This window comes from Faecalibacterium sp. Marseille-Q4137 (assembly GCF_017377535.1).
Lineage (GTDB): Bacteria > Bacillota > Clostridia > Oscillospirales > Ruminococcaceae > Faecalibacterium > Faecalibacterium duncaniae.
In genome coordinates this window covers 1-1,683 of sequence record NZ_JAFREK010000102.1, presented here as the reverse complement: position 1 = coordinate 1,683, position 1,683 = coordinate 1, and the positions used below count along the sequence as shown (strand labels likewise).

The window sequence follows — 1,683 nt, the reverse complement described above, 5'->3', positions numbered from 1 at the left end:
CGGTCAGGCTCTTCCTGAATCAAAGTGCAGGCTGCGATCTCGCTCATTCCTGTCCTCTCTTTCTAGTTCAATATGTCGATTATTCAGCAAAAAATACTATATGTAAAGTGTGATGGTCTTTTTCGGGGACCATCTCACTTGCCAAAGGAGATATTTGAGCTTAGAACTTCATCGGCAGTGCGTCTTTCCTGCACTTGCCGTTGTAGGTGGTGTAGATGGGGTAAACGTACCGCCGCCAGCCCGGAAGCTTGGCGGGGTTATCCCGGCTGACACGGTAGAGCTCCATGGGATGGACGCCGCTCAGCGCACGGACAAGCCGCTCCTCGCTGTACTGCCCATGATACAGCTGCACAAAGTACATCACGCCCCGCAGGACAGCCGCCCGGAAGGAATCCGGTTTGCCCTCCCACGCTTCCACGATGTGCCGCAGAGCTTCGCAGTAGATCTCTTCGCCCAGCTGGTCGTACAGCTTCAGCGCCGTGCCCACGCAGCCGATGCGGTAGTCGCTCAGCTGCATACTGTCGTAGTTGAGGGACAGCCCCACCCGGTTGGTGGCTGCAACAAACGCCTTGGAGGGCGCATCGCCGCCCACCACCTTGGCGCGCAGCTTGATGCCCGCCGACAGGGGTGCAGAGTGACCGTTCTGCTCCGCAAAGAGCAGGGCTTCCTGCTCCATCGTCAGACCGGTGTAGACCTTGCAGAGGATCGGGCGGTCCTCGCCGCCGTTGAGGAGGATGCAGCCCTCGATGGTGTGCTGACCGTCCATTACATAGTACCTGCCGTTGCGGAAGCTGACCTTCGGCTCGTTAACGATGTACTCGTTGAAATCCCTTGCAATCAGCTCCACCCTCTTGCGCTCTACGCCCCGCTGGTAGATCTCGCGGGGATAGATCAGCTTGCTGCTGTGGATGACCGAAAGCTGGTACGGCGGGTTGATACCAATGAAAGTATTGTTGTCGTTCAGGCGCATCGCATTTCCTCCTTGATTCTCCAAATGTACTTCTCAGCTTCTTCTAAGATCTCAGTCACCTGCTGCTTACGCTTCGGGCTGGTGAGCAGGCTGGGATTGAAGGTGAAGCTGTATTCCAACCGCTGGATCATGGCATGAACCGCGGATTGCAACTCGGTGTACAGCATCATTTCCTCGATGCTTCCGGCGTTCTCAAAGGACGACCGGATGGGCGTATAGGGGTAGACAGGCGGTTTGCCATCCACCACCTCAGGCGGCGCATAAACCGCCGTAGAGCGCCGGATAGGCTCTATCTGCTGGATGCTGCCCATAGGGTTCAGCGCAAGGCTGATGCGAACTGCATCATCGACCCGGCGCATCTCCTCCGGGGTCAGATGCCCCAGATACTTCAGTGCCCGGCTTTTGTCGATGGTGAAGATCTGCTCTGCCTGCACAACAGACGGCATATTCAACCCTGCGTTTTCCAACAGGCAGTGGGTCGGCTGATTTACTTTCTTTTCCGCCTTGCTTGTCATGGTCGCAACGATCAGGGTTGGAGAGTGGTAATTGCCCACGTCATTCTGAAGAATGACCGCCGGGCGGTCACCGTGCTGTTCCGAGCCGGTGCTCGCCCCGAAATGGGTGAAGAAGATGTCTCCGCGTTGGAAGTTCCAGTTTTGCTGCAAAATTGTACCTCCATGTTGTTATGTGCAAAGCCCGCTGCCGGATGTTCC

The 1,683-nt window shown here is 56.6% G+C and carries 2 protein-coding genes; both read right to left on the bottom strand.

The genetic code is table 11. The features are described from left to right. Positions 1 to 160: 160 nt before the first annotated feature. Positions 161 to 970: a DUF6551 family protein gene (locus tag J3353_RS15955; protein ID WP_207685241.1), complete on the bottom strand. Its 810-nt coding sequence runs from the start codon at positions 968 to 970 to the stop codon at positions 161 to 163. Then, positions 961 to 1,635 (bottom strand): type II toxin-antitoxin system PemK/MazF family toxin, encoded by a 675-nt coding sequence (locus J3353_RS15950; protein WP_207685240.1) that lies wholly within the window; start codon positions 1,633 to 1,635, stop codon positions 961 to 963. The genes J3353_RS15955 and J3353_RS15950 overlap by 10 nt, the downstream gene beginning before the upstream one ends. Positions 1,636 to 1,683 lie beyond the last annotated feature (48 nt).

Excerpts from the sequence above, each read along its gene's own strand:
- J3353_RS15955 (WP_207685241.1), bottom strand. The coding sequence starts at position 970 with ATGCGCCTGAACGACAACAATACTTTCATTGGTATCAACCCGCCGTAC.